Origin of the sequence: Legionella waltersii, from assembly GCF_001468085.1 — a bacterium.
GTDB classification, from domain to species: Bacteria; Pseudomonadota; Gammaproteobacteria; order Legionellales; family Legionellaceae; genus Legionella; species Legionella waltersii.
Genome location: NZ_LNZB01000056.1, coordinates 84,159 through 110,777 on the forward strand (window position 1 = coordinate 84,159; position 26,619 = coordinate 110,777).

Here is a 26,619-nt window from a genome sequence, read left to right on the forward strand (position 1 = left end):
TACAGGAGTTTGTTTTGAAAAAGATATTCATATTAATGACTTTTTGGGTTTCTCAGTCCATTGCAGCCGTGTTTACAACAAACGAAGTGGAGACTTTGAAAAAGAATTTCTTTGCTAATTTTCAACCCAATGGGGCCATTGTAGCTTCTCCTTCACAGCATGATCCCAATTATTATTTTGACTGGGTTAGAGATTCTGCAATAGCCATGGGCTTGATTGAGACTTGGTTTGAGGCTGAGCATAGCAACAAGTTAATGAAGCATTTATTAAACTATGTTGCATGGACCGAAGATATTCAAAATAAAGCCCCTGCATTTCCAGAGCAGGATATTCTTGGTGAGCCAAAGTTTTACATCAGTGGAATGCCTTTTGATGGTGAGTGGGGGCGGCCTCAAAATGATGGCCCGGCTTTAAGAGCCACAGTTCTTATTCGTTTTGCACATCAGCTTTTGAATAGAAATGAAACGAACTACGTTCAAAAGCATTTGTACAATAGCACCATGGATCCCCAAACAATGGGTATCATTAAAAAGGATCTGGAGTATGTTGCTCATCATTGGCAAGATGCAAATTTTGATCTTTGGGAGGAGGTTCTGGGGCATCATTTTTACACTGCGATGGCTCAAAAAATTGCTTTAGAAAATGGTGCTATATTAGCTCATCGACTCGATGATGATCAGGCTGCATTTTTTTATCTTAAACAGGCAAGAGGCATTAACGATAGATTGGCTTTGCATATTGATAATAAATTTAACCTTATACAGGCTACTTTAACACCTCATCCAGGTCCGCAGAAAACAATGGAGTTGGATTCTGCTGTAGTACTGGCTGTATTACTGGCTCCAGGACAAGCAGGGGATTATGCTCTGCAAGGTGTGTATGTTAAAAATACTATAAAAGCTTTGCGAAAGCAGTTCTCTTCTATTTTTCCAATTAATAAAAATCATTCAGAAGCGATACTTTTTGGTCGTTATCCAGGAGATACCTACGACGGTCATAGTACTAATAGTGTTGGTAATCCATGGATAATTCTGACCGCAACCATGGCTGAATATTATTATGCTTCTGCTTCCCTCGCTCTGGCTGAACAACAAAATTCATCAGTAGCAGAAAGCTATTTAAAAAAGGGTGATGGTTATCTTATGCTGATAAAAAATTACGCAAGTAATCTGTATTTAAGTGAGCAAATTAATTTGCACACAGGCATACAGCAAGGAGCTCGATCATTAACTTGGAGTTATGTCTCAGTGTTGCGGGCGATTGAGATGCGTGAAAAGGTGGCGAGTAAGTTGTAGATCACTAATGTAATACGAATCATTAAATCAAATTTATAGCTATCCACTCCCTGACGGTCGCGGTTCAGATTCACATTACCGAGCCGCGACCATCAGGGCTGAGGGATCGACACATTTTTTAAATGGGGTATTTATACCCAAAGTCGGGTTCTTCGCCTAATGGCGCTGCCTTAAGCGGTTTCATTAGGTTCTTCTATACGCCCCGCATCGCTCCGCTTGCTGACGCGCGCGGCTCGGTTTCTTCTTTGCTGTCTGAATCAAATCCTAGTCACAGCAGGGAGTGAACCGAGCCGCGCGCGTCAGCAAGCGGATATGGAACTATCCGCTTTCACGAATAACGCAGCTTAAGGCAGCGATATTGGGCGAAGCGCCGGACCTACGCTTACTGACCATCAGAGAAGAGATTAGCCGAGGGACTATAAAATGAGTCGATACCTCAGCCGTCAGGGAGTGGATAGCTAAATGATATTAACCAGTGCATCTATCCAATCACTACTTTCATTCAAACAAGGAACCAATACAAATTCTTCACCACCTAATGAGAGCCATAATTCTTTTGCTCGAATGCCTATTTCTTCGATAGTCTCTAAGCAGTCGGTTACAAATGAAGGGCAAGCAACTACAAGTTTTTTAACCCCTCGTTTTGCAAGCTCTTTCATTAGCTCATCAGTATAGGGTTTTATCCAAGGGGTTTTTCCAAGCCTTGATTGGAACGAACTGCTGTATTGGGATATATCTAATTGTAAGGCTTGTGCTAACAAAAAACTGGTTTGGTGGCATTGTGCCTTATAGCACTTGTGGTTTGCATCAGTTATAGGAGGGCACCTATCTGTACAAACCTGTGAGCACCCACTTTTTATGATTTGTCGCTCAGGAATCCCATGATAACTGAATAACAGATGTCTCTCTTTACTAAGATAAGGTTCTATCGCTTTTGCTTGGGCTTTGATGTAGGCAGGATGTTGGTAAAAATGTTGAATTATTTTAATGGAGGGTATTACTTCAAATTGACTAAGTTGATGCAAGGCCTCTTCTATTGCAGAACCAGTTGCTGCTGAGGAGTATTGAGGAAATAATGGCAATACAGTAATGGAGGAACACCCTCTGAGTTCATTGATTGCGCTTTTAATCGAAGGCACTCCATAACGCATACCTAACGCTACAATATATTCATGATTTAATGATTCTTGTAATAAACGACAAATAGTTTGCGAATGCAACAGAAGAGGTGACCCTTTATCAGTCCAGATTGATTGATATGCATGCGTAGATTGCTTCGTTCTAAAGGGTAAAATGAGAAAAAAAACCAACGCATAACGGATAATAAAAGGTAGATCAATGACTCTTTTATCCGTTAAAAATTCAAGCAAATAGCTAGCAACATCGCTGTATTTGGCGTTGTTAGGGGTACCAAGATTGATAAGCAATAAACCCTGTCGCATCAGAAATATATGGTGTTATACTCAAAGTCGATATAATACCTTAATTTGATGGACGCAGCAGCATAAATATCAAATACACTACTGCGCTAAACAGGTTACTGTATCATTTTGATTAAGCCATTTCTTGCACAGAAGTTTCATTTAGCGCAACCACGTTTGCAGCATGTAATCCTCTTTCACCATTGACTACATCGTACGTGACGGCTTGACCAGGAACGAGTGTTTTATACCCAGTTCCATTAATGGATGAGAAATGCACAAAAATATCCTCACCACCACCCTCTGGTATTATAAAACCCCAACCCTTGGCGTTATTAAACCATTTGACTTCGCCTCTAGCCATAACTCCTCCTTTTGCTAAAGCTTATCAATCGACGACTGACTAATCTTGGTCAGCTGTTCAATTGCATTCATCCATAAATGACAATTGTAATACGCCTATTTTACAATAGGTTAATTCAACATATCTCAAAACAGGAGTGTGACTCAATAGGTTTAGAAAAATTTATTTATAAAAAACGATCATTCTGGGGAACAGACTCCACTGCTGTCCGTCCCCTAAGTAACGATACCTTGGTATACTGGTCTTCGAAATCAGTTGAGGAGAAAGAGTTGTTCACTATAGACGATAGAATTTTGGCCACATCCGTGGTGCTTGGAGAATGGCAATTATCAACGGTTCTACTAAAAAATGATGCGAGTTACCCTTGGTTGATTTTGTTACCAAAGCGAAAAAGCATTAAAGAGTTATATCAACTCGATCAGGGGGACCGAGTATTATTAACGGAAGAAATATACAGAGCATCCATGATCATGAAAGATTTTTTTAATCCATACAAATTAAATGTAGGATCTCTAGGGAATGTTGTTGAACAACTCCACATTCACATTGTGGGTAGAAATCAGACTGATCCTCTTTGGCCTCAAGGGATTTGGCAAGCTTCTTCAGTCTCAGTTCCTTATCAGGAAAATGAATTATTTGATCTAACAAATGCATTGCGAAAACTAGTCTGTAGATAGTTCGGATTGAATTAATTTTTTCACGTATTTATTTGACTAACTGTATAGATTTTTTATAAAAAAAGGAGCATTCTTAATCTTATCTTAAGATCTTTGTGTTATCTTAATACTTATAGTTGTTAGAGAGGTTTTTAGATGAGTACGCACAGCACTTCTAAAATGTTAGCAAGAATGCATAAAAATCCTCAGTCTGAGAAACTTATTGATATTGATAGTAAACATCCTCAACTTGATGATTTAGACTCACCACAATTAAAACCAGAAGCAAATATGGAAAATGTGCTGACCAACATCTTGGGTGCTTCGTTTACTAACAAACCTTCTCCAATGGACTAGAATTTTAAAATTACTGATTGCATCTCGTAGATGCTTAATATCTTTTTTAAGTATATACTTTTTACATAGAGTATAACCTTTAAGGAAGAACTATGGCGGGTGGATTTTCTGCAACAAGCCATTGGCGTGATTCAGCACGTAGCGCACGGTTTTTTATGGTAGATGCAAGAGCTGCATTTCCCATTTTTTTGTTTCTTATGCATATAAGGGTTTGGACAGGGGTTCTAGTTTTAGTATCGGCTGTTTTTTTTGGGGTACTGGAGCATTACGGTTTTACAGTCCCTGTGTTTTTACGCTGGTCAAGGAACTTTTTAGCTGGTTCAATTAAATCAGTTAAACCATGGTGGAAATGAATGGATCAAGATATCAGCAAATGCATGTCAAAAATTGCTGCAAGCATGAATGCTAAGTTTTATTTAAACGACCGATTTGTTAGTTTTGATGAAGTATTTTCAATAACAGGGTTGTTACCTGCAATTTCAAAACGAGCAGATCAATTATGTTCATTGTGTTTAGGATATGGCTTAGGAGCGACTTATGACGAAGCTGAAGGAGCGTTATTAGGCATTCAAGTTGTATTCGATGAAGTCACGCCCAATGTTATTCGTTTATTGTGCATGACTGACGTAGTGAATGAGCTTATTCAAGGTGGGCCTAGTCGAGATTATACCCCTTTGGATGAGCTAATGTATGATTAAATTAAGGGATTGTAAAAATTTAGTAATTTTTGCTAGTTAAATTCCCAAAAAGCCATATAATTATAGATATACTGAAATCTTAGAAACATTGAGGATTTGTTTCAGAAACAAGGGGTACTTAAAGTGACTTTTTCAAAACTGTCTACACAACAAGCAATAACAACTTTAAAAGGCGCTGCAGAAGAAGTATTTAATGCCCTTGATAAAAATATCGAAGGTCTAAATAAAATGGCCAGATTTATGCAAAATTCTGGAAGGGATCAAGATGGATCCATGGATTTGTCTCTGGCTAAAGAGTTGATAGCAGAAGTTGAAAAAATCATTAAAGAACCACCTGCATTGGAACAAAGATCTGATGCTCAAAGAGATGCGATTACTTTATTTAGAAGAGCAGCACAGGCTGTAACGGATACTTCACCTACTCGTGAAACTAACGAGCAAACATCAACCTCCACAAAAGGTTTTTAAATAATTATACAAACGGATTTGTATAATTCTACTCAGCGATTTAAAGAAATCCTGTTATACTTCAGGTTAAAGTTCAAATTATCGTCTATTTCAGAATCTTAACATTACATATATGAACGATGACTTATCAGATGAAAAAGCAGAAGCGATTCTAAAAGCCTTGAATGACGCTATAGAAAAAGGGCCGTGGGAAAAGTCTAACTTTCTTAAAGTAATTGGTAAAAATTTAGTCGAAGTACGCGATCGATTTGTTAGCCGGATAGGATCTATCAATCAAGCGAAGCTACAAGGAGACTCAAATTTAGCCAACCGAGTTGCCTTAAGAGCCGGCCAACAAGAAATATTTATTTCGTTATACTCTTCAGATGGATCAAACATTCAATCCTGGGAAAGGATCGTAGCCAATTTACCAAACCAAATCATTTCAAGGCCAATATATCCTGATGAAGAAGGTGTCAAAGACATCATTAAAACAAAAGATAACAAGCTGAATGAGGCTTATGTGGCAATATACATTAATCAACTTGATATTTTAGCTTTACATCCCGATAAAGCACCGGCTGATAAATTAGGTAAGCCTTTATTGAGCTTAAAAGACAAGTCTATCAATTTAGAGAATATAAGCCGTTTTGTGCATGTTTCTGGAGTCTATCGATATGCTGGCGGTCGATTAATTAAAACCTAAATAATCGTTCACAGAACCAACTATTTTTTATCATTCTCAAAGAGTTTTCTGATGAAATTCTCGCAAAAAGCGTCAACTGCGGTATATACTAGAAATACATCAGTTAAATTTTTATCATTAGGCAATGGCACAACAACAGCAGCAATCAGGTTCAGACAACTCAATGGCACCCATATGGATAATGGTGCTGTTATTTATTACTGCATATATACTTTGGGCAGCAGGCCATGCCTATATCGTTAAATTTGTATTCACAATTAATATTTGGCAAGCCAAACTAGTTAATTTGTTCATCAATAACCAAGGATTGGCCAATCAAATATATCTCATGCAAACGTTGGATCCGAATGTAGTCTCTTGGGAGCAAATGGTCGATTTGGCTGGAGATGTTGGCAATTACATGCGATATCCAGTCGTGCTCATTTTAGGTGTCATGGCCATCATTCTGTACAATTCTAACATTAAGCTCAAATATCGAAGAGCTCATGATATGAAAACGCTACGAGCACAAGAGCAATTCAATTGGCCTGCAATCATGCCTATCGTTAAGGAAGACTTAGTAAGCCAAGATGTCAATCAAGGACCTTGGGCTATGGCTCAAACTCCTATGGAATTCGCACGAAAGAATAAATTGTTAAGAAAGGATGATGCATTGCTGGATAACCCTTTACCCGGCGAAGAAATGACTGCCGGAATACGTAAAGGAGATGCAAAAAGGGTATTTACCCTACAGTTAGGTCCATATTGGGATGGATTTGAACGTTGCCCACCACAGGCTTATGCTTTGGCAGCCGTATTTATTGCTAGGATTAATAGAGACAGAGATTCAGCAAATCACATTCTATCCGTTTTGGATAAAACTTTTGTGGACGGCAAACCCGATTTTTCGGTGGCAAGACCTGTTCTTAAAAAATATCAAAATTCGGAAATAGTTCAAGAAATAGTCTCTAAACATGCTTATATGTTAACTGTACTCGCTTCATTACTTGAGGGAGCTAGGGACGATGGGGTTGTTCCAAGTGCCGAATTTTTATGGTTGAAACCTATAGATAGACGATTATGGTATATGTTGAACTGTGTAGGACGTCAAACTCCTTACTCAGAAGTCGCAGGTCCTTTTGCCCATTGGAAAGCAGAAAAATCATTAGGAAGACGTTCGCTCGTTCCAATGATCGATGAAGCAATTCGTGCCCTAGAAATTGCTGTAAAAGAGGTTAAATTATCACCACGTCAGATGCAGGAGTTAGAGCCATGATGCGGGGTATTGATACACGACATGAGTTAGATCCTACCCTTCTGCTTAGGGATACGAGGACTATGGGACAACGTGTTGGCGATTTTTTTGCTGACCCGACAAATATTTCAATCGTATTAATCTCATTAGCAGCAATTTCGTATTATTTCTCCCAAGGAGCTACTCTACTCATGGCGTTGGGAGCGGGTTGTTTCGCATTTACCTATACACGAAAACAAAAGCTACCATTCCGATTACCACAAATATCAAAAGTAAAAGATTATAATGATTTAAAACCAGGAATTAACAAACCCAATATTGCTAGGGGAATAACCTTTTTTGGAAACGATAGAAAAACGGGAGAAGAGTTATGGTTTGCCAATGATGACATGAGAACTCATGCCTTGATATTTGGCTCAACGGGTAGCGGTAAAACAGAATGTTTAGTGTCTCTTTCTTATAACGCCTTAGTTCAGGGAAGTGGTTTTATCTACGTGGATGGAAAAGGAGATAACTCCTTATACGCTAAAGTCTTCTCCATGGTCAGAAGCATGGGGCGTGAAGATGATTTGTTGCTCATTAATTTCATGACTGGGGCCCGAGATATTGTAGGTCCTCAAGAAAAAAGACTATCGAATACACTCAATCCATTTTGTCAGGGTTCATCAAGTATGTTAACTCAATTGGTCGTTAGCTTGATGGGATCATCAGGTCAGTCGTCAGATGGTGACATGTGGAAAGGACGTGCAATAGCCTTCGTAGAGGCATTGATGCGATTATTAGTGTACATGCGTGATGATGGGGCAATATTATTGGATGCTAACTCCATTCGTAATTACTTTGATCTACAAAGATTGGAGTCCATTGTTATAGATAAAGTATTTCCACGCGATGACCAAGAAAGTGTAAACATTGAAAATGTTCCTAAGTTAGTCACCGACCCTCTGCGCAACTATTTGAACACTCTACCGGGTTACAATAAAGAGAAAAAAGGTAAGCAAGTGTCTCAGGTATTGGAGCAACATGGATTTATTACCATGCAGCTAGTAAGAAGCTTTTCTTCATTGGCGGATACTTATGGGCATATTATTCGTACAAACTTAGCGGAAGTGGACTTCAAAGACGTTGTGTTGAACAGGCGCATTTTAGTTGTATTATTACCCGCACTGGAAAAGTCTCCTGATGAATTATCAAACTTGGGTAAGATCATTGTTTCCTCCTTAAAAGCAATGATGGCTGCGGGTTTAGGAGAAGAAGTAGAAGGGGATTATCGGGATGTGATTTTAAGGAAGCCTACTAATGCGCCAACGCCATATATGTGTATTCTTGACGAGTATGGATATTATGCAGTGCAGGGTTTTGCTGTAGTGCCCGCACAAGCCCGTTCATTAGGTTTCTCCGCTATCTTTGCAGGACAAGATTTACCCGCATTCCAAAAGGCTTCGAAAGAAGAGGCTGCATCAATCGGTGCAAACACGAACATTAAAATCTGTATGAAGTTAGAGGATCCTACTGAAACATGGGATTTTTTCACTAAAACAGCTGGTGAGGCCTATGTCACAAAGGTGGATTCCTTCCAGACCAAAGAAAGCAGCATTGCAAACAGTTATATGGACACCAAAAGTTCATCTTTTGAAAAGAGAGCACGCGTTGACCTCTTGGATTTAAAAGAGCAAACGGAAGGTGAGGCACATATATTTTTCAAATCCAAAATTGTTCGTGCGCGCATGTTCTACGCAAACCCAAAGCCAGTTAAGCAATTGAAAATAAATCAATTTTTGAAGGTTGAGCCTCCACCAGATGAATATATTGTTAAATTGCAAAAACAGCTTGGAGATTTTCAAAAAATTCTTGAATCCGGAGATTTGAGTATTAATGTACAAGTAGAAACGGAAGAAATTACTGCAATTGCTAAAGCGTTAAGAGACGCAAATATCGAAGAACCTATTGAGCGTGGCGTGGCTGCACTAATCGCCTATCATGGGCTAAATGAGCCAGAACCAGTTGAAGAAATCATTGAAGAAGAAGTTGAGGGTGCTTTAACTATCTTTAGCAAACTACGCATAGATCCAAATGCACCACCTATATTAGTTGCTGATAAAGAAGCATTTTCCGAATCATTGTTGCCAATTAATGAAACTAGAAACCAGATGATGAATATAGAGCGTTTATCCGGTGCCAAGGATAAATATGCTGGAACAGTGGCCAATGAGTTGATAAAAGATTTTCAAGTGGCTACAACTTATCCTCCAGAAGAGAGAGACATGATTGATCCTCATGAGTTAGCTCAAGTTGCAATCCAATTATGTAATGCGTTTTCAGAAGAAAGGATAAGAGTGAGCAGTACTACCACAACAGAAGAGTCGTAAATCAAACCCACAAACCACAAGGGTTTATTTTTAGTCAAGCCCATGATGTGTAAATAAATATTTTAAAAAAATAGCATTTTTTAAAATTTCATTGTAACGTAATAATTGGAATGACCACATTATCGAGGTTATGTTAGATATCTTTTTAACATTTTAATCCTATGAATTTTTATGAATGGGGATAACAGGTGATATCAGTTCGTATTAACTATACTTTTGTAATTTACAGAACTATATGGTTGTTTACCCTTTTACTAATAAGTGCATGTCACCGCACAGGCTATATTCCAGATAAAGTAGATCCAAAACTACCCTGCAGAGTCCAAGGGGCATGCGATGCCACTATTATTAAGTTGATGAACAGCCTAAATAAGAGGGGAATTAAAGTAGTTACTGTAGGTCAAAACTACATGATTAGCATTCCTGCTAGCGCCATTTTTGCTGATCAATCACCGAAAATTAATTGGGGTTCTTACCCCTTGTTAAACCAGATAGCAAAATTCCTATTGCAATTCCGCAAGGTAGCTATCACTATAACTAGTTATAGTAGTAAATATGTTTCAGTACAACGCGAGAGAGCCCTGACCTTAGCTCGCTCAAGAGTGGTTGCAGATTATTTATGGTCCCAAGGGGTAGATAGCAGGTTTATCTTTACAGAAGGCTTAGGTAGTGATAAACCTATAACTGCATACACCGAGGGCGGTGACCAATCCCCAAATGCTCGAATTGAGATTACTTTTAGGCGTGCAGTGGAATAAAACGAGGGAAAAATGAGCCGAGAAGAATGGACTTTGACAAAGGAGCATAAGAACTTTAACGTTCATATTTACAGACGTGGCATCAAATTTTTGTTGATTTCTCTGCTTATCAGCACGTCGTTTATTGCATTTATATTTTACATCTATTTGAATATACCGGAGCGAGATTACTATGCCACAAATGGGGTAACTCCTCCTGTTAAGCTTACAGCGATGATGACCCCCAATATGTCATCAAACGCATTACTAGAACCCGATCCACCAACGGATAATGTTCAATTGGTTATACCGCAATAAATTTAGAGGATATTATGGCTGAAGATGCCTTAACAGCAGTTGCACTAAGAAATAAATTCTACAAAGATAGCCAAAGGCGAATTATCTTGGCGTTGATGATTGCCATTATCGTCAATTTGATGATGGGGGTTCTCATAGTGTATATGATGACACATCCGCCCGCTCCTAAATATTTTGCCACCAGTATCAATGGTCGAATAACTCCTTTATTTCCATTAGATGAGCCAAACCAATCTGATTCAGCGGTGTTGCAATGGGCAAACCAAGCTGCTATAGCAGCTTTTACGTACAATTTTGTAAACTATAGAGATGAACTACAGTCTGCATCAGGATTTTTTACAGCCGATGGTTGGGACCAATTTCTAGGAGCGTTACAACAATCCAACAACTTAGATGCAGTCAAAGCAAAAAAATTAGTCGTGTCAGCAGTGGCAACTAGAGCTCCTATTATTCTTCAAAAAGGTGTTCTGAATGGCCAATATTCGTGGCGAGTACAAATGCCAATTTTAGTGACCTATCAAAGTGCTAGTGAATTTACCCAACAAAACAATGTGGTGACAATGCTTATAAATAGAGTATCCACCTTGAACTCTCCAAGAGGCATAGGTATATCACAGTTTGTTGTTGGACCTGCGAGCGGTGGGATTAGCTAATTATGAAAAAGAACTATAAATTAATAGCTATACAATTACTTTTGATTTCGAGTATAACTGCATCTATTTCGTATGAACTATTTGCAGCAAATGAATCCAATGATGCACAACAGGCTTTACAACAACTACGTATGTTACAACAGAAGCTATCTAAGAATTCTTCCAATGATTATCAATTACAAGTCGATCAAGGTGGGGCACCTAAAACTTCAGGAAACAATCAAAATCAAAATTCGAGCAATCAAACAGGAAATAATCCTCAGCAACAACAATCTCAAGCACCACAGCAAGTGAAGCCTTCAGCTGATACTGGCCAGGTAGTATCTGAATCAGATGCAGAAACAATCAATAATAAATCATTTAAGGACATGGCTCAGAGTTTGTATCCCTTAAGCCCAGATCAAATTGTACGGCTAAAGCAAATCTATCAAACCTCTGAGTATGCTCAGGCTTCTCCTGCAGGAACTCCTCCTAAGCCTACAGCGACTTCACAATTTGTTAATTTATCACCTGGCTCTACTCCCCCTGTTATCCGATTATCACAAGGATTTGTATCGTCCTTAGTATTTTTAGATTCTACGGGTGCCCCATGGCCGATAGCAGCATACGATTTAGGAGATCCATCCTCTTTTAGTATCCAGTGGGATAAAACGGGTAATACACTGATGATTCAGGCAACAAAGTTATACAATTACGGAAATCTAGCGGTACGCTTGAAAGGATTAAATACCCCAGTGATGCTCACATTAATACCTGGACAAAAAGCAGTAGATTACAGAGTTGATCTAAGAATACAGGGTCTTGGGCCGAATGCACAAACTGCTTCGAATGAGCAGGGACTTCCTTCCGCAGCAAATGATGTATTGCTTCATGTTCTTGAGGGAGTTCCTCCTGCAGGAAGCTCTCGTTTGGTAGTTAGTGGGGGAGATGCTAGAGCTTGGTTGTCCAATGATAAGATGTATGTACGAACCAATCTCACTGTGTTATCACCGGGCTGGTTGGCAAGCATGACTAGTGCAGATGGCATGCATGCCTATGAGATGCAAAAGTCTCCGGTTTTATTAGTGTCCTGGCATGGGAAGGTCATGCAGCTTAAGGTAGAAGGGTTATAATTAAATGGCTGGAAAAAAAGAGAATTTAAAATCACTGTTTAGTAATACTCGTACTCGAGTGATCATCCTGTTCACCGCAGTTGTCTTGATCCTTGCAGTGTTAATTGGGTTTTTAAAGTTTAAAGCTATAAATTCTAATCAATCTGCGACAGCGCAGGTCTCTGTTGCACCTGGTGGAATTCAATCCATTCCAGGGGTTATGGATCCTACTGCTCAGTATGCAAAACTCCAAGAAGAGCAAAATGTCAATCAGGCACAAACAGCAGAGCAAACTGGAGGTAGTGCTATTCCTACCATCATCAGAACCCAAGCTCTAGGTCAAGGCGTTGGGGTGATTGGATCACAAACTGGCGTTGGGTTTTCTGCTCTTGCACAAGAAGAACAAGGCGGTCCACAGCGAAGCTTGTGGATACAGGAGCTTAAAGACGGAAGTTGCAGTAAATCAATATTGAATAAAGTGATAAATGAAGGAGCACAACTATCCGATCTTAAAGCGGGATGTAGTTGTATTCAACTCAAAGACAATGGCTACAATTTAAAAGATTTGGAGCAAGTTTGTGAGTGTAAGGAACTAAGAGCTGCAGGATATAATGCGAGACAATTGAAAGACGCGGGTTACAATGCAAGTAGATTAAGAAGTTGTGGTTTTGATGCTTGCGAACTTCGCAATGCAGGGTTTTCAGCCCAAGAATTGAAAGATGCAGGTTTCTCTGATGGGGAACTTAAGGGAGCAGGCTATCCTGAAAATGAAATTCTGAAAGCCAGTGGATTACCTAACGGTATCACTGCAGATGATGTTCGTAAAGCGGGTTGTGGTGTTGATGCTTTAAAGAAATTACGAGAAGCAGGAGTTAGTGCATCAGCAATAAGAAAAATTAGTGGCTGTAGTGCGGAACAGTTAAGGGCTGCTGGTTATACAGCACAAGAGCTCAAAGATGCCGGTTTTAGTGCAGCTGATTTATTGAAGGCAGGTTTTTCACCCGAAGAACTAAAAGCTGCTGGGTTTACGGCAAGAGATCTATTAAATGCAGGCCTCACTCCTGAAGATCTAGCAAAAGCAGGGTACAGCGCAGCTGAAATAAAATCTGCACAAGCGGAATTACCTCCAGGATTTACCCCTGAAGACATTAAAAATGCGGGTTGTGATGTAGATGTGCTTAAAAAAGAGCGAGCAGCTGGAGTCAGTGCGGAATTAATTAGACGATATGCTGGATGTAGTGCAGATGCATTGAAAGCGGCAGGATTTACTGATGCTGAGCTTGCAAATGCTGGTTTCAATCCGCAAGAAATTAGCGCAGCAGGGACTGGAGTAAGTGACAGTGATGTTAAAGCGGCAGGATGTGACCCTCAAAAATTAAAGAAATTATTGGCAGCAGGTGTTTCAGCTAAACGAATTAAAACCTTAAATGGATGCAGCGCGCAGGCGCTGAAAGAAGCAGGTTTTGATGCACAATCTCTTGCTGATGCTGGATATACTCCACAGGAACTACTGGCGGCTGGATTTACACCTAAGCAGCTAGAGGATGCAGGGTTAAATCCTGCAAGTGTAATTGCTAATGGTCGAGTTGCAGATTGCAGCATAGAGTCTTTGAAGAAAGCGAGAGCAGCTGGAGTGAGTGCAGCAACGATAAAACAAACTCTTGGGTGTTCTGCCGCCGCATTAAAGGCCGCCGGATATACTGCTAAGGAATTGAAGGATGCTGGATTCACTGCAGCAGAACTAAGAGCTGCTGGATTCTCAGCCAAGGAATTAAAGGATGCTGGATTCTCCGCCAAAGAATTAAAAGACGCTGGATTCTCCGCTAAGGAACTAAAAGATGCTGGATTTTCAGCCAAAGAATTAAAAGATGCGGGGTTCTCGGCTAAGGATCTAAAAGATGCGGGATTCAGCGCTGCAGAGTTGAAAGCCGCTGGATTCTCTGCCAAGGATTTAAAAGATGCGGGTTTTTCGGCGAAAGAGCTTAAGGATGCGGGTTTTAGTGCTAAAGATTTGAAAGATGCTGGGTTTAGTCCTGAAGATTTGAAAGCAGCTGGATTTTCAGCAAACGATCTTAAAGATGCTGGTTTTACTGCAGATGAACTGAAAAAGGCTGGCTTTTCTGCCGCAGATTTGCAAAATGCAGGATTTTCGGTAGATCAATCTACAGTGGCAGGCTTAGGTAATGTCAATTTACAGCAACAGTCATCAACTCTAGCGAGTATGCCATCCATTTCAGGTGGTAGTGATGCTACTAAGGGTCAAGCTGCATCTAGCACCGAACAATTGCAAGCCATTTTACAAAAACAAAATGAACAAATGGCAGAGCAAAAATACCAACAAGTTATACAACAGAAAAAATCGGATATGATGTCCGCTGCTAATCAGTTAATTCAAGGATGGAAGACTGTTAATACGCAGGAATACACTGAAGGCGAAAAAGATGAGAAAGGAGCCTCACCTGGCATTGTCGCAGGTCAAATTCCAAACGCTGGAATGACTAATGCGCCACAACAAGCTCAAGCACAGGGCGCTCCAGCAGTACAGCAGTCAGCAATAATCAAGACTGGAGATATCGTATTTGCTGTCCTGGACACTGCTGTAAATAGTGATGAGCCAGGTCCAATTTTAGCGACGATTGTGTCCGGTAAATTAAAAGGAACAAAACTTATTGGAAGCTTTAATTTACCAGCAAACGCTGACAAAATGGTGATTCAATTCAATACAATGTCTGTACCAGGCGCAGCTAAAACAACCTCAATCTCTGCCTATGCTATCGATCCCAATACGGCTAGAACAGCACTAGGTAGTACTTCAAATCACCACTATTTGATGAGATATGGATCTCTATTTGCCTCATCGTTCCTCCAGGGGTTTGGTAACGCGTTTCAATCGGCTAATACGACTATAACTATTGGTGGTACAGGCGGAGGAAATAACATCACTGTAGCTAATGGAGTAGGTCGATCAACGCTTGAAAATGCGGTAATTGCTTTGTCAGCTGTAGGTAAAGCGTGGGGACAGCAAGCCCAGCAGCTCTTTAACACACCCACTACAGTTGAAGTATATTCTGGCACAGGAATGGGGATCTTATTTACCCAGGATGTTTCAACAATTTAATCGGATGGCAGATAAACATGGCTGAAAATGATCAAAATAATGATGAATATAAATTTGCTGAATTAGATTCCTACGATACTGATCTAATGGGAGAGACCAACAAAGAATCTCCCGGTTCATTTGATACTCAGCAAGACAAAGAACCAAAACAGAACGATGTAATGCGTAAGGCGCTGATAGTCATTGGTATCGTAGTGTTTATCATGGTTGCGTATAAGATTATTGTTTCGTTTTATTTTACAGGAAAAAAAGAGGTAGCGCAGACCAAAGCAACTATCCCGCCAGTAACTCAGGTAACCCCACAACCTGTTCAACAAACAACAACGGTTACTCCAATTACAACACCAGTACAACAAACGGTGATTGAGTCTGATCCAGACTTGAAGAAAAAGGTATCTGCAATTGAGCTTATGCAACAGAGTGTGCGCAGTGAAGTGACAACAGTGAGTAATCAAGTTAACTCTGTAAGTAACAACATCAATGCACTGAATGCGCAAATTAGCAAAATGAATCAAATCATTGAAAGCCTATCCATGCAAGTGACTAAGCAATCTGAAGTAATCAATGCATTGATAGTCAAATCACAACCAAAAAAGGTCGTTAAAGTTGTAAAGCCAATGGTTCAAAGGATATTTTATTATATCCAAGCAGTAATTCCAGGTAGGGCTTGGCTAATTGGCACAAATGGTTCTACACTTACAGTAAGAGAAGGATCAAAAATTCCCGGATATGGAGTAGTTAAACTAATAGATTCTATTCAGGGTCGAGTTTTAACAAGTTCTGGACAAGTTATAAGGTTTAGTCAAGACGATAGTTGAGGAATCTATGGCTACTTGTACTAGTGGTGATTTAACTTGCTGGATTATAGCTCAGGCTAATATATTAACGAATGTTGCAAATAATTTAATTCCAGTACAACGACTAATTACTGGTTCAGCATACCTCATAGGATGCGCCTTTCTTTTTAAAGCGATTTATTCTTTAAAAATATATGGTGAAGCCAGAACCATGATGTCGAGCAATACAAGTATTAAAGAGCCAGTTATCTATTTAATGGTTGGGGCTTTATTAATTTATTTCCCATCCGCGGTGAACATGATCATGATGACATCGTTTGGTACAACAAACATTTTACAGTACGCTCCAGTAAATAGCAGTAACCAAACGATTAATTCCTTGTTTGGAAGTGGTAGCATGGTGGGTGCACCTTTAACAATGATTATACGAGTCATAGGATTAGTTGCATTCGTTAGAGGATGGGTTTTAATAGCGAGATCAGCGTCCCAAGGACAACCTCCTGGGGGAACTGGTAAAGGTTTGGTTCACGTTTTTGGTGGTATTTTAGCGATTAATATTGTGGGAACCCTCAATATGATTAATACTACTCTTTATGGCAGTTAAACTCATTTAATATTAGGAGAGAATTGTGAAAACTAAAGTAATCAATAAATCAGGATTTAAGTACTGGTTTTTAAGTGCCGCCTGTATGGCTTTAGTAGTGCTTATTTGCCAAGATGCTTCTGCAGGTGGAAGTCTAAGTATTGGTGGTATGGCATCGCAAATCACAAAATCTTTCGTTAACTTAACAAAACTGATAACAGCAGGATCTTATCTAGCTGGATTGGGATTCTCAATCGGTGCGATTATGAAATTTAAACAGCATAAAGATAACCCAACTCAAATACCAATTGGTACACCCATTGCGTTAATTTTTATTGCAGCAGCGTTATTATTCCTTCCATCTATTTTAGGTGTGGCTGGAGTGACAATGTTTGGATCCGGTGGTGCAAAAACAGCTGGACCTTCTGGTTCTGTATATACTGGAAGTTAATCAAATATTCTATGTAACTGGGCAAGACACTTATGTTTTGCCCATACTATTTTTGAGATATGAGTTTTTTAGCTGTAGAGATAACAATTAAATTACCATGTATTTCACTTAATCTCATGTGCAAAATTTAAAAACGGTAATATTGGATTATAGTGAGTAGATAAGATGGCTGAAAACATACAAGGTTGTGAGTTAAAACTAATCGCGTCACCAGGAGCTTGGCGTTTATATTCCGCTAGGAAAGTGGATGAACGATTTAAATCTTATGAGCAAAAAATATTTAATAGAGATAGATACACTTGCCAATTTTGCGGTTTTCAAGCTCGCTTATACCAAGACATTATTAACTTGGATAACGATTACACCAATAACAGACTATCAAACTTAGTTACTGCATGTTGTTTTTGCGCCCAATGCTTTTTTATTGAATCGGTTGGAGTAGGTGGATATGGCGGAGGAACCCTTATTTATCTTCCTGAGCTATCTCAAGCAGAGGTAAATAGTCTATGTCATGTGCTATTTTGTGCGATTACAAATGATACTGGCTTCAAATCAAGTGCGCAAAATATATACAGGAGCTTTAAATTTAGATCGCAAATTGTGGAAGAAAAATATGGAGAAGGGACAAGTGACCCTGCAATATTTGGTCAGTTGATAATAGATTCCGCGATTAGTGGTGATAAAATGACACAGCTATTTAAAGACATTAAACTGTTACCCTCTCGGGCAAAATTTCGTATGCAGATCGAAAAATGGGCCGCTAGTGCTCTGGAAGAAATTGCAGACTAATAAAAATTAAGGACAAGGAATGGCAAATTGGGCAGAATCATTTTTTGAAGGTGTTGATACATTTTTTGCTTGGCTAAGTACATCCTTAAAACAAACCACTGAATCGTATATTGATTTGGAAACAGCGGATAGTCCCACTGTTTTAGTGAATCATGATGGTACACTATTATCAATCATTGAAATACAAGGTATCACTGCACTTGCTGGTACTGAGGAGTTCGTCCGTCTAGTTGAAGGACTTGCTAACGCATTCCAGGCTGCTATGGGGCGTCCAGGTCACGCTCTTCAAGTGTATTTTAGTCATGATAAACAAAATATCGTTAAAGTAATAAGAGATATCTATGAGCCTGCCGAGTCTACTGCAAACCGTTTAGAGCTTAATTTAACCGATCTATTTGAGGAACGAGTTAATTATTTAGCCCAATACTGTGCTGAAGAGAAGGTTTACTTTGTATTGTATACAAGACCCTTCAATTTAAGTTCCGATCAGTTAAAAACGGCCGGTAAGGCCAAAATGAAAATGATCAAAGACTCAAAAAGTCCACCATTTAAAAACACACAAACCATTTACGCAGCCATCCCTGAGTTAAGAGATACGCATGATGCTTATGTGCGTTCAATTGTGAATGACTTGGATGGATTAAAAATCATCAGCAAATTACTTGAGGTGCATGAGGCCATTTTTGCAATCAGAATGACGGCTGATCCTGATTACACCGCGGATGATTGGAGAGCAACTTTGCCAGGCGATAAAATACCTGTCAGAGAATTGAACTCCTTTGAAGGTGATGCCTCTGATTTGCTTTGGCCACCACTCGCAAAACAAGTATTACCAAGGGATGCAGAGATACTCGATTTAAGAACTGTACGTGTAGGGGATAAAATCTATGCATCAAGCTATATTGATTTATTCCCAAAGGATGCAAGACCCTTTATTGCACTGTTTTCGAGAATATTGCCTTCTCATATTCCATGGAAAATTTCATTCTTACTGGAAAGTGAAGGTTTGAGCACCATCAAATTAAAAGGATTACTATCGGCAATTTTGAGCTTTAGCTCCGCCCAGAACCGCTTAATTAGTGACTCAGTTAATTTATTAAAATATCTACAACTTAATACGGATGAATCCATAATACGTCTACGGGTTGTAGCAACAACATGGGCACCAGAAGGTAATATTCCACTATTGAGACGAAGGAGCTCTGAGCTAGTAAAAGCGATTGAAGGTTGGGGCTCAACGGACGTGTCAGAAGTCTGTGGTGATCCTTTCGCTGGATTTGTCGCAAATATGCTAGCAACCACATTAAATAGTCCTGCAGTTTCAGCCGTTGCACCTTTGTCAGATATTATTGGTATGCTTCCTATTACACGCCCAGCCTCTCCATGGAAGCATGGTGCTTTGCTATTTAGATCACCCGATGGCAAACCATGGCCTTTCCAGCCAGGGTCCACGGAGCAAACAACGTGGATTGATTTAGTGTATGCAAGACCAGGTTCTGGTAAATCTGTGCTCTCTAATGCTTTGAATTTAGCGTTGTGTTTATCCGGTGGACTCATGCGTCTGCCGCGCATAGCAATTATTGATATTGGCCCTTCTAGTAGTGGATTGATTTCACTTCTTAAAGAAGCCCTACCTGTATCGAAGCGACATTTAGTGGCTTATCATCGCTTAAGAATGACGCCAGAATATTCAATTAATCCCTTTGATACTCAATTAGGATGCAGATATCCAACAGCCTTAGAAAGATCGTTCTTAGTTAACTTTATCACTTTATTAACGACACCCTTAGGGGCAGCAAAACCATACGATGGTATGGCGGACCTATCCGGTATGGTTGTGGATGAACTCTATAAGAGCCTAGCGGATGAATTTAACCCAACACCCTATGCTCCAGGTGTTGAGGAGTTTATTGACAGTATCTTGGAAGAAATAGGATTTGTTAGAGACTCGAAATCAACTTGGTGGGAAGTCACCGATTCTTTGTATTCCGCAGGGTTTGTTCATGAGGCGATGTTGGCTCAACGCTATGCAATGCCGCTACTAGCAGATGCAGCATCGATTTGTAGAACTCCATCCATTGAGGATTTGTATGAAAAAATTACAGCCCCTACAGGTGAGTCTCTAATTAATGCATTCTCACGTATGATTTCGTCAGCAGTACGTGAATACCCCATATTATCAAGAGTAACTAGTTTTGATATCGGGGATGCGCGAGTTGTGTCACTCGATCTTGATGAAGTAGCAAAAAGTGGTGGAGATGCAGCAGATCGACAAACAGCAGTCATGTATATGTTAGCTCGCTATGTGTTAGCAAGGCACTACTATCTAACCGATGAAAGTTTGAATAATATTCCAAACCAATATAAAGAATATCATAAGCAAAGGGTTCTAGAGATTCGAGAAGATCATAAACGAATTGTCTATGACGAGTTTCACCGCACTTCAAAATCTGCGGCCGTTAGGGAGCAAGTGATTATCGATATGCGTGAGGGACGTAAGTGGAAAGTACAAATATCATTGCTTTCTCAATCCGTCGATGACTTTGATCCTGTAATGATAGATTTTGCTACGGCAATTTATGTTATGGATGCAGGGCCATCACAAGCCATTGAAAAAACCTCTGAAATTTTTGGACTGACTGAAACAGCAAAGGCAGCGTTACGCACTAGGGTACATGGACCACGCTTAGGGGGAGCCACTTTCTTAGCGCAATTTGCGACAAAAAGTGGCGTGAATGTCCAGCTACTTACTCTTACTTTAGGTCCCGTTGAGCTATGGGCATTCAGTACGACTGCAGAAGACGCTTCAGTTCGAAATCATTTATACAGACACCTAGGTCCTGGAGAGGCAAGAAGAGTTCTCGCAGCTCTTTTTCCAAATGGTACTGTTACAAAAGAGATCGAGGCTCGGCTTGCTAGCATGAAAGAAAAAGGTGGTCTGATTGAAGATGAAGAAAGACAGGGTGTAATTGCCCAATTAGTTAATGATATTCTTGAGGCCTATTCGAAGGATCCTAATGTAAAAAGTCTGCCAGCAAAAGTATAAGAGGGCGTTCGAAAGGTCTATCATCACTCCGCTTGCTGATGCGCGGCTCGGTTCCTTCTTTGCTCTCTGAATCAAATCCTTGTCACAGCAGGGAGTGAACCGAGCCGCGCGCGTAAGCAAGCGGATACGAAACTATTCGCTTTCAAGAATGACGTTGCTTAAGGCAGCGCCATTAGGCGAAGCGACAGACCTATGCTTACTGATCATCAGAGAAGAGATGAGTGGGGGCACTGTAATAAGCGTCGATTCCTCAACTTTAAGGGTAGATAAGTCCTGTAATGGTTAGTGAATACAAAAATAAGACATTCCTAATTAAGAATAGGTTATAAATATCACTAAAGTTGATTTCTATAACTTTCTTTCAGTTTAAATGATGCTGAAAGTACAAAAATACACCAGATAAACACATACCAAGCAGGGGCATAATTGTTACCAGTAAGGTTTATCAGTGTAAATGACAGTAAGGGCATCGTTCCGCCAAAAATAGCCTGAGCAATGTTGTAAGAGATGGATATTCCACTTGCCCTTACTTGGGTTGGAAACATTTCAGCAATAATAGTAGGAACTGTAGCATTAATTGGGGCTAAGATCATGGCTAATAATAGTTCGCTAAAGAAAATATTCCACCAATTATCACTCAAGAGAAGATAAAAAATAGGAAAAATAAAGACAAATAATAATGCTAATGCGGTTAAGAAAATAGGTTTCCTACCTACTAAATCAGAGAGATATCCCATGGGTGGTATTAGGCATGTAAGTAAAGCAAGTGCTAATAGGTTGATTAACAAAGCGTCCTTTAATAAAAAGCTCTCAGAATTCACTAGGTATGTATTTAGATAGGCAATCAAAACGTAATTACTGAGAGCCATAATACTTGTTATTAGAATGGATATAATAAGTGGCTTTTTGAATTTGGTAAAAACTACTTTTGCAGGTATTTCATGACTACGTTCAGCGTTGAGAAAAGAAGGGGATTCAACACTGTGTATTCGTAAATAGATGCCAACTATTCCGAGTGTACCTCCTAATAAATAAGGTATTCTCCAACCCCAAATGTATAATGTATGATCTTTAAATAAATAACTCATTAGGGACGCAATAAGCGCTCCAAGAAAAATTCCTAAAAATGCACTGCTGAGTACCAAGCTTCCTGCTAAGCCACGTCGATTATGAAACATATGTTCAATGAGATACGTTGTAGAGCCTGGTAGTTCCCCACCAACTGCTAATCCTTGTACAAGCCTAAGTACAGAAAATAAAATAGGAGCAAAGATTCCCAAGGAATTAAAATCAGGCAACAAAGCAATTAAGCTTGTAGAAATAGTCATTATACTCATAGAAACAATCAGGGCTTTACGTCTACCAACCTTGTCAGCATAATGACCAAATAGAAGACCTCCAATAGGTCTCATGATGAATCCAATTGCAAATAAGCTAAAAGTGGCGATCAGTGAGACGAAATGAACTTTAGATGGAAAAAATACATCAGCAAAAATTGGAGCAAAGCTAGCATAAAGCAGAAAATCGTACCACTCTAATGCATTACCATATAGGCCTGCTATGACACTGCGCATTTCATTTGGGGGCATGATTCGTTGATTTCCTATCTCTTCTGTTTAAACTTGAGGGACGCAGTCAAACAGTAGTCTATGAACTTGTTCAAAGATCAATAGCAACAGATTAAGCGATATGCTCCGTCAATGTAAACCCATTTAATATCCCAGGTGTGAATGGATTGATCTGATTGTTTGTTTTCATCAGGTAACGTCCCGAGTTGCTGTTAACCTCAAACAGTATTTGTAAATTTGAGCTGTCTTGGTCATCGATTAAGACATTCACTTTTTCCAATAACTTAAATAACGCCCAAGTACCTTCCTCTGCAAGTTCGTAGTGGTTCCCTTCTATAGAGTCAAGAGTTAATTTTGCATTGTCTTGTGGCCATGAAAAACGCATGATGGATTCGCTGTTTTGATTGTCAGTTAATTGAGTGTCTCCAATTTCTAGAACTAATTTGGACACTACAGGATCCAAACTAATCTTTTGCAAACTGAAAAGAATTTTACTTTCGTCACCATGATCGGGGAAAAACATATTGGTGATTATGTTTGCCCGAATCATCTCATCGATCGCCTCGGAACTAAGGGGAAATACGAAATCATTAACAGGCTTCGGTTTCCATTCTGGGCTTGATGTATCTAGAAAAGGTTTAATGTATTGTTCTGAAAACGTATTTAAGATTCCATTGGTTGAGAAAAATCGATTAAAATCATCAATAGCAATCTCCTGACCGTGTGTATTCTCGAAGGGATAACGCTGCGCAATGCTATGTTGAAACTCTTTATAAACAGTTTGCCGCCACTGATAATTGACATATTGTCGACTGTCTCTAATCAGTAATACCCATGTATCGCCAGCTATTTGCTGCGTCCAACCTTTAATTGGCTCAGGCAATTGACGTGCTTGTATATAGAGTAAGCTAACTGGATCGGAGGAGTTTTCATTGATAAAGCGCGAGCGGGTAACAGTGAATGCCGTTTTACCTTTATCATTGACAACAGAAATGGTGCTTATAAAGTGCTCTAGTTCGGTAATGCGCATATTTAATTCTTTGATTACCGATAAACTCATTAAATTGAGATCTGTAAAACGATTAGCAATGTTCTGATTGAACGTTGGATCGCTTTCGCTCAAATCGGGTTTAGTTTCTTGTTGTATCAACTGGACAAACTTATAAAATGCATTCGACTGTTTTAATGTCTTCGTAACTACACGGCCTTCTTGATAGTCATTATATCTCAATGGATGAGATTTTTTCATGAAAGTTTGCCACCAAGTGACATAATCAAAGCAATAAGCTTGTAGAAGCATGGGCTGCAGTTGGGATAAATCTTGACGCGCAAGTACCCAGTTTTCTGCTTGTAAAGTAGCGCTAATTTTAGGCAATTCACTGACAATTTTTGAAAAACCGTGTTTAGTAAAGTAAACAGGGACTGCATTTGTAGGTAAATTAAATCCTTCAATGTCAACTTTTTGCTTCTCTGATGGGAAATATTCTTTGGCTATGGAGTAAAATAAATAGCCAGTGGGCAAAGCATTCAAATAATTACGTGCATCGCTGATTACTTGTGGCTTAACAACAAGCGAATCTAGTGGTTTAGTCAACGTTTGTTCTAGCAGAGCAATTTGTTTTTGAGTTGCATTTCCTGGCTGGTTTTGCCATTGATTTTTAAACCATTCAACGATAGGTGCGGCAGAAAAGTGATCGGGTTGGGTAAGCATAATATAAATTTTTAATGCTTTATAGCGAGTAATTGGGGTATTAGTGGGACTAATAATGACTTGCTCTAGCTCATTGGTAAGTGAGGGTAAGAACTCCCCATGCAATCTTGCATTTGTATTATTATGTAAACTTAATTTCAGCCTATGGACTGTTGGCAATGATATAGCGTTTGAAGAGATTAGATCCATTTCTTTAGTGGCTTTGGATAAATGATACAAGGCTTGGGCACGGTTGCCGCTTTGTTGTGCAGCCAGAGCATCATAGGCAAGTAGTTCTTTGCTTGCTTCATCAAGAAGGTTGGAGGTTTTATAGTGGCTGTACATCAAAAGCATTAAACTAATTCCGGCTAAGCCCGCAGTAATCGCCATGATAGGTTTTTGGGACCAGCGGGTAACTTGAGGAACTTGACTGGATTGATCTTGTGCAGCTTTTATTGCACCTTCTATAAAATAGGCTCTGAAATTAGTGGCCTGGGGAAAAGTATCTTGGACTACTAGAGCGTACTCATGCTCAATTTTCTTATTTAAGCGGTCGACACTAACACCACCTTGTTCGGCACTTGTGAAAAAAATCGAATGTAAGTGAAATATCTTCGGTGAAATGGCTTGAATCAATGACTGTATTGGGGTTCGAAGGCTAGCTACTTGCAATGGGAATTCACGTATTAAGCTTCTCTTTATGGTGGAACGAGCAGGGTGCATTTTTTGAATGACTTGATGCCCTAAGGTTTCTATCAGATGGTTGAATTGCTGTGTGTAAGTTTCTGCTTTCTTTTTAGGTTGGTTAATGCATTCTAAAGAGAAACCCAATGGTTTTGATAAATCACTAGCATGATCTGTTTGATAGAACTCAGAAAAACCCGCAAGGGTATCCATTTTTGTGAAAAATAGGGCTAGCTCAGTTTGATATCCAAGATTTAAACCTAAACGATGTAATAATTGCAGATGCGATTTTTTTTGTTCTGCAAATTGGTTGCTGTCTCCGATTAATAAGTCATTGACATCAATACACAGTACAAGACCTGAAATTTTTAAGTGTCTATGACATTTATTTAATTGTTTAAAGGTATTTTGGAGTATGTTTTTACTGTTTGTTAGCCAGCTCTCCCCTAACTCAACAACAATACCTCGTGCATTATAGTATATTTTTGCATGTTCTTCGCTTAGAACAGGCACTTCTTCCATTTTGCTTTGCTTTAATAAAGCGGTCTTTCCTTGTTTACTTTTCCCAGTTAAAACTAAGAAAGACATAGGATTGCCTTGAGGTTTTAGTTGAGAAACCACTTTTTTTATCGCGTCGCATAAAGCATTTAAAGAGTTGTCCATTAGTCTTCCAGCATAGCAAGTTGGGTATGTCCAAATAATACAGTTTTAGCTTTATTTTCTAGTACCATTTGACTAGCTAAAAAGGCTAAGACCAAAATTCCTATAGCAGCAAAGGCAGAGATCAGCGCAGGCTTATAGCTATTTTTGATGGTCCTAGGAATAGGGGTTTCTTGAAAGAATTTGTGCGGTTTGTTAAATCGATGTTGTTGGATGATTTGGTACAGATCTTCTATAGTATTGTCCAAAACTTGTCGTCCGTCCGGTTTAAGATGGTACTTTCCTTCAAACCCAGCAATTAAACAAAAATAAATTAATTCAATTAAATCCAGATATTGGTTTGGGCGTTCCTTGACATAGTCCAATATTTCAAAAAAACGTACTTGTGGTTCAGATCCTTCATTCGTCAATGGTGTAAATGATTTAAATTCTATTGCAACGTTATGCACCCGTAAGTAACTCTTTCCTAGAATTTCATCGATAGTCGCGGATAGAATGTACTGGGCAACCCCAATAAGTTCAATCGTGTACTTAGACGCATGCAATTTGCTGTGAAATGCGCGCAATTCATGTTCTATGTTGTCTCTTATGTTTTCAATGGGGGGTAGCGAAGGGCTTAGGCATAAACGCTCAAGGAGAGATAACAGGGGGCCAGCAGCTGCGACCAAAATATTGCTTGAAAATGGTGCAATAAATAATTTTGAGCGATAGTAACCTTGAGGTGCTATTCCTGTTGATTCTGTCATTAAAAGACGGCTGACAAGTGAGGCCGGGTACTGCTCAGTTGTCATGGTTCTACTCCATAGGACCTTTGCTATGCTATTAAGCATAATAAAAATCACAGATTAAAAAGAAGATAATACGTTATCTAGCGTATTGAATTCAAG

24 protein-coding genes are annotated in these 26,619 nt (G+C 39.4%); 19 read left to right on the top strand and 5 right to left on the bottom strand.

The features are described from left to right. The first annotated feature begins 35 nt into the window (after positions 1-35). The gene (locus tag Lwal_RS12310; protein ID WP_058481103.1) at positions 36-1,295 is read left to right on the top strand and encodes a glycoside hydrolase family 15 protein; all 1,260 of its coding nucleotides are present in this window, start codon (positions 36-38) and stop codon (positions 1,293-1,295) included. Positions 1,296-1,753: 458 nt separating this feature from the next. On the opposite strand, the gene hemH is transcribed toward Lwal_RS12310, so the two are convergent. Further along, entirely contained in the window at positions 1,754-2,737 is a 984-nt protein-coding gene (gene hemH / locus Lwal_RS12315) for a ferrochelatase (protein ID WP_058481104.1), read from the bottom strand. 112 nt (positions 2,738-2,849) lie between these two features. Then, on the bottom strand, positions 2,850-3,080 hold the full coding sequence (locus tag Lwal_RS12320) for a cold-shock protein (RefSeq protein ID WP_058481105.1): 231 nt from the start codon (positions 3,078-3,080) through the stop codon (positions 2,850-2,852). 77 nt (positions 3,081-3,157) lie between these two features. On the opposite strand from Lwal_RS12320, the gene Lwal_RS12325 reads away from it, so the two are divergent. The 18 genes from Lwal_RS12325 (at position 3,158) to Lwal_RS12410 (ending at position 21,130) form a co-directional block, all read left to right on the top strand. After that, positions 3,158-3,757, top strand: coding sequence for an HIT domain-containing protein (locus Lwal_RS12325; protein ID WP_231951012.1), 600 nt, complete (start codon positions 3,158-3,160; stop codon positions 3,755-3,757). Between the two features lie 135 nt (positions 3,758-3,892). Beyond that, positions 3,893-4,093: a hypothetical protein gene (locus Lwal_RS12330; protein ID WP_058481106.1), complete on the top strand. Its 201-nt coding sequence runs from the start codon at positions 3,893-3,895 to the stop codon at positions 4,091-4,093. 92 nt (positions 4,094-4,185) lie between these two features. After that, positions 4,186-4,446 (top strand): IcmT/TraK family protein, encoded by a 261-nt coding sequence (gene icmT, locus Lwal_RS12335; protein WP_058481107.1) that lies wholly within the window; start codon positions 4,186-4,188, stop codon positions 4,444-4,446. Then, positions 4,447-4,791 carry a type IV secretion IcmS family protein gene (locus tag Lwal_RS12340; RefSeq protein ID WP_058481108.1) on the top strand — a complete coding sequence of 115 codons (345 nt, stop codon included), beginning with the start codon at positions 4,447-4,449 and terminating at the stop codon, positions 4,789-4,791. It begins immediately after the preceding gene. Positions 4,792-4,914: 123 nt separating this feature from the next. Beyond that, entirely contained in the window at positions 4,915-5,259 is a 345-nt protein-coding gene (locus Lwal_RS12345; protein ID WP_058481109.1) for a hypothetical protein, read from the top strand. Positions 5,260-5,371: 112 nt separating this feature from the next. Next, on the top strand, positions 5,372-5,944 hold the full coding sequence (icmQ, locus tag Lwal_RS12350) for a Dot/Icm secretion system protein IcmQ (RefSeq protein ID WP_058481110.1): 573 nt from the start codon (positions 5,372-5,374) through the stop codon (positions 5,942-5,944). Between the two features lie 124 nt (positions 5,945-6,068). Then, positions 6,069-7,199, top strand: coding sequence for a type IVB secretion system coupling complex protein DotM/IcmP (gene icmP, locus Lwal_RS12355; RefSeq protein WP_058481111.1), 1,131 nt, complete (start codon positions 6,069-6,071; stop codon positions 7,197-7,199). Next, positions 7,196-9,547, top strand: a complete 2,352-nt coding sequence (locus Lwal_RS12360) for a TraM recognition domain-containing protein (RefSeq protein WP_058481112.1) — start codon at positions 7,196-7,198, stop codon at positions 9,545-9,547. The genes icmP and Lwal_RS12360 overlap by 4 nt, the downstream gene beginning before the upstream one ends. Before the next feature lie 188 nt (positions 9,548-9,735). Then, a complete protein-coding gene (gene icmN / locus Lwal_RS12365) occupies positions 9,736-10,305 on the top strand; it encodes a type IVB secretion system protein IcmN/DotK (protein ID WP_058481113.1) in 570 nt (189 codons plus the stop codon). 12 nt (positions 10,306-10,317) lie between these two features. Next, positions 10,318-10,602 carry a type IVB secretion system protein IcmM/DotJ gene (gene icmM, locus Lwal_RS12370; protein ID WP_058481114.1) on the top strand — a complete coding sequence of 95 codons (285 nt, stop codon included), beginning with the start codon at positions 10,318-10,320 and terminating at the stop codon, positions 10,600-10,602. A 14-nt stretch (positions 10,603-10,616) separates the two neighbouring features. Next, the gene (locus Lwal_RS12375; RefSeq protein ID WP_058481115.1) at positions 10,617-11,255 is read left to right on the top strand and encodes a type IVB secretion system apparatus protein IcmL/DotI; all 639 of its coding nucleotides are present in this window, start codon (positions 10,617-10,619) and stop codon (positions 11,253-11,255) included. A gap of 2 nt (positions 11,256-11,257) precedes the next feature. Then, on the top strand, positions 11,258-12,367 hold the full coding sequence (locus Lwal_RS12380; RefSeq protein WP_058481116.1) for a DotH/IcmK family type IV secretion protein: 1,110 nt from the start codon (positions 11,258-11,260) through the stop codon (positions 12,365-12,367). A gap of 4 nt (positions 12,368-12,371) precedes the next feature. Further along, a complete protein-coding gene (dotG, locus tag Lwal_RS12385; protein ID WP_058481117.1) occupies positions 12,372-15,464 on the top strand; it encodes a type IVB secretion system protein DotG/IcmE in 3,093 nt (1,030 codons plus the stop codon). Positions 15,465-15,481: 17 nt separating this feature from the next. After that, complete coding sequence (gene icmG, locus Lwal_RS12390) at positions 15,482-16,282, top strand: type IVB secretion system protein IcmG/DotF (protein ID WP_058481118.1); 801 nt, start codon at positions 15,482-15,484, stop codon at positions 16,280-16,282. 7 nt (positions 16,283-16,289) lie between these two features. Further along, entirely contained in the window at positions 16,290-16,865 is a 576-nt protein-coding gene (locus Lwal_RS12395) for a hypothetical protein (RefSeq protein WP_058481119.1), read from the top strand. A 25-nt stretch (positions 16,866-16,890) separates the two neighbouring features. Next, positions 16,891-17,295: a type IV secretion protein IcmD gene (locus Lwal_RS12400; RefSeq protein ID WP_095197484.1), complete on the top strand. Its 405-nt coding sequence runs from the start codon at positions 16,891-16,893 to the stop codon at positions 17,293-17,295. A 165-nt stretch (positions 17,296-17,460) separates the two neighbouring features. Beyond that, positions 17,461-18,084 (top strand): type IVB secretion system protein IcmJDotN, encoded by a 624-nt coding sequence (gene icmJ / locus Lwal_RS12405; RefSeq protein WP_058481120.1) that lies wholly within the window; start codon positions 17,461-17,463, stop codon positions 18,082-18,084. Between the two features lie 19 nt (positions 18,085-18,103). Next, a complete protein-coding gene (locus Lwal_RS12410) occupies positions 18,104-21,130 on the top strand; it encodes a type IV secretion protein IcmB (protein WP_058481121.1) in 3,027 nt (1,008 codons plus the stop codon). Positions 21,131-21,465: 335 nt separating this feature from the next. Here Lwal_RS12410 and Lwal_RS12415 read toward each other — a convergent pair whose 3' ends face one another. The 3 genes from Lwal_RS12415 to icmH form a co-directional block, all read right to left on the bottom strand. Beyond that, on the bottom strand, positions 21,466-22,719 hold the full coding sequence (locus tag Lwal_RS12415; protein WP_058481122.1) for an MFS transporter: 1,254 nt from the start codon (positions 22,717-22,719) through the stop codon (positions 21,466-21,468). A gap of 91 nt (positions 22,720-22,810) precedes the next feature. After that, positions 22,811-25,735 carry a type IVB secretion system protein IcmF gene (icmF, locus tag Lwal_RS12420; protein WP_058481123.1) on the bottom strand — a complete coding sequence of 975 codons (2,925 nt, stop codon included), beginning with the start codon at positions 25,733-25,735 and terminating at the stop codon, positions 22,811-22,813. Beyond that, entirely contained in the window at positions 25,735-26,523 is a 789-nt protein-coding gene (gene icmH, locus Lwal_RS12425; RefSeq protein WP_058481124.1) for a type IVB secretion system protein IcmH/DotU, read from the bottom strand. Before icmH ends, icmF begins: the two co-directional genes overlap by 1 nt. Positions 26,524-26,619 lie beyond the last annotated feature (96 nt).